The organism is Promicromonospora kroppenstedtii DSM 19349, from assembly GCF_000515355.1.
GTDB lineage: Bacteria > Actinomycetota > Actinomycetes > Actinomycetales > Cellulomonadaceae > Promicromonospora > Promicromonospora kroppenstedtii.
In genome coordinates, this window is the sequence record NZ_KI911680.1 from 1 (window position 1) to 2,820 (window position 2,820).

The following is a 2,820-nucleotide window of genomic DNA, read 5'->3' on the forward strand; positions in this document are numbered from 1 at the left end:
AGCCGAGCCGCGCGGCCGCCGCCGTGACGCGCACGGCGGTCTCGGCGGCCACCAGGCCGCTCCCGTTCAGCGCGCGCGACGCGGTCGCCTTGGAGACGCCGGCCACCGCGGCGACGTCGGACAGATCAGGCACCGTACCTCCTATGTCGGTGGGGACACTCTAGACGGACGATGCAACCGATTCCGCCCAGGCTGTCCGGTGCCGTAACAGGAAGTTAACGCGCGATTGCAGGAGAGGCGCCCGCCATGCCTTAGGGTCCGATGGAACCGGTTCCATCAACGAAAGACGGCTCGTGCGAGCACGTTCCACACTCCTGCTGCTCCTGCCGGGGCTCGCGTTTCTTCTCGTGGGCTTCCTGCTGCCGGCGGTCGCGATGCTCTTCGCGCCACCCGGCGTGACGTTCGCCCAGGTGATCGAGCGCATGGGCGCGATGCTGACCGACCCCTACGACCTCGGGATCATCTGGCGCACCGTGCGCATCGGCCTGATCGTCACCGCGCTGTGCGTGGTGCTCGGGTTCCCGATCGCGTCGCTGCTGGCCCGTTCGCAGTCCCGGTGGGCCGGCGTGCTGCTCGCGCTGGCGATCTTCCCGCTGCTGCTGAGCAACGTGGTGCGCACCTTCGGCTGGCTCGTGGTGCTCGGCTCGAACGGCGTCATCGGCCAGCTCCTGACCGGGCTGGGCATCGTCGAGAAGGCGCCCCAGCTCCTGTACACCGAGCTGGCGATCGTGCTCGGCCTGGTCCAGCTCTTCCTGCCGCTGGCGGTCATCACCTGCTACTCCGCCGTCGCGCAGGTCGATCCCGGCCTCGACGAGGCGGCCCGGGGTCTGGGCGCCAGCCGCACCCGGTCCTTCTGGACCATCCTGGTGCCGCTGTCGCTGCCGGGCATCGTGGTCGCCGCCACGCTCGTCTTCGCGGGCTCGGTGACGGCGTACACCACGCCGTACCTGCTGGGCGGGTCCAGCCAGCGCATGCTGTCGACCCAGCTCTTCTCCTACGCGAGCGTCACCGTGGACTGGGCCGCGGCGTCGGCCACCGCGATCGTCATGACGGTGCTGGTCTTCCTGGTCTCCGGGATCTCGGCGCTGGCGGGCCGGAAGGGGGCCACCTCGTGAGCCGGAGCCTGAAGCTGCGGCACCCCGTCGCGGGCACGCTCGCCGTCGCGGGTTACGTGATCATGATCGTGCCCATCCTGTTCGTCGTGGCCACGGCGTTCACGGCCGGGAGCACGCTGCGCTTCCCGCCCGAGGGGCTGTCGCTGCGCTGGTTCGGCGAGGCACTGGCCTACTCGCCGTTCATGGAGGCCGTGGTCTCCAGCCTGGAGCTCGCCGTGCTGGCCACGGCGCTGGCGCTGGTGCTCGGCGTGCCGGTCACGCTGGCGATCCACCGCGGCAGACTGCCCGGCAAGGGCCTGCTGGAGGGCCTGTTCCTGTCGCCGCTGGTGGTGCCCGAGCTGGTCGTGGGCCTGGCGCTGTACCAGCAGCTCATGATCGGCCTGCACCTGGACAACTTCACCACCCTGCTGCTGGGCCATACCGCCCTGCTGCTGCCGTACGCCGTGCGCGTCACCGGGGCCTCGCTCGCGCTGGCCGACCCGGCCCTGGAGGAGGCGGCCCGCGGCCTGGGCGCCTCGCCGATCAGGGCCTTCGTCACCGTCACCCTGCCGATGCTGCGGCCGGGCCTCATCTCGGCGGGGCTGCTCGGCTTCGTCACCTCGTTCAACAACGTGCCGCTGTCGCTGCTGCTGCAGACCCGCGACTTCCGGACGCTGCCCGTCACGATGCTCGACTACGTCCAGCAGAGCTACGACCCGATGGTGGCCGCCGCCTCCACGCTCGTGCTCGCCGCGACGGTCGTCGTCGCCGTGGTCGCTGAGCGCACGGTCGGCTTCGCCAAGATCTTCGGAGGGATCAACCGATGACCACCCCCGCCGCCGAGCTCGTCGGCGTCTCCCAGCGGTTCGGCAGCTTCACCGCCGTCGACTCGATCGACCTGCGCATCCCGCGCGGCCGCCTGACCACGCTGCTGGGCCCCAGCGGCTGCGGCAAGACCACCACGCTGCGCATGCTCGCCGGGTACGCGACGCCGACGTCGGGCCGCATCCTGATCGACGGCCAGGACGCCACACGGACGCCGCCGGAGAAGCGCGACCTGGGCATGGTGTTCCAGTCCTACGCGCTGTTCCCGCACCTGACGGTCGCGGACAACGTCGCGTACGGCCTGACCATGCGCAAGGTGCCGGCGGCCGAGCGGCGCCGCCGGGCGGCCGAGGCGCTGGAGCTCGTGGGCCTGGGGCACCTGGGTGACCGCAAGCCCAAGCAGCTCTCGGGCGGCCAGCAGCAGCGCGTCGCGCTGGCCCGCGCCGTCGCCATCCGCCCGCGCCTGCTGCTGCTGGACGAGCCGCTGTCCAACCTGGACGCGCGGCTGCGCGTGCAGATGCGCGCCGAGATCCGCCGCATCCAGTCGGAGACCGGGCTCACGGTCGTCCTCGTCACGCACGACCAGGACGAGGCCCTGGAGATGTCCGACGAGATGGTGCTGATGCGCGCCGGCAAGGTCGTCCAGGCCGGTGCGCCGCGCGACGTCTTCCCCGCGCCGGCGGACAGGTTCGTCGCCGAGTTCCTCGGCTACGAGAACTTCCTGACCCTGGCCGACGGCCGCGAGGCCGCCGTCCGCCCCGAGCACCTGCGCGTCCTTCCCGCGGACACCCCGCTGGACGGGCAGGCCGACGGCGCCGTCGTGCTGGACGCCGTGGTGCGCGACGTCGCCTACCGCGGCGTCGACGTGCTCGTGACCTGCGAGGCCACCGACCCGGCCGGC

4 protein-coding genes are annotated in these 2,820 nt (G+C 71.8%); 3 read left to right on the plus strand and 1 reads right to left on the minus strand.

Annotation, left to right across the window (positions count from 1 at the left end):
- Positions 1-133 (minus strand): LacI family DNA-binding transcriptional regulator (locus tag PROKR_RS31595; protein ID WP_157602089.1); only part of this gene is annotated, 133 nt, incomplete at its 3' end.
- A gap of 160 nt (positions 134-293) precedes the next feature.
- On the opposite strand from PROKR_RS31595, the gene PROKR_RS14270 reads away from it, so the two are divergent.
- The 3 genes from PROKR_RS14270 to PROKR_RS14280 all read left to right on the plus strand — a co-directional run.
- On the plus strand, positions 294-1,115 hold the full coding sequence (locus PROKR_RS14270; protein WP_036964329.1) for an ABC transporter permease: 822 nt from the start codon (positions 294-296) through the stop codon (positions 1,113-1,115).
- Positions 1,112-1,921 carry an ABC transporter permease gene (locus PROKR_RS14275; protein WP_200836064.1) on the plus strand — a complete coding sequence of 270 codons (810 nt, stop codon included), beginning with the start codon at positions 1,112-1,114 and terminating at the stop codon, positions 1,919-1,921. Before PROKR_RS14270 ends, PROKR_RS14275 begins: the two co-directional genes overlap by 4 nt.
- Positions 1,918-2,820, plus strand: a 903-nt coding sequence (locus PROKR_RS14280) for an ABC transporter ATP-binding protein (RefSeq protein WP_051433000.1), incomplete at its 3' end; no start/stop codon positions are given. The genes PROKR_RS14275 and PROKR_RS14280, both read left to right, overlap by 4 nt.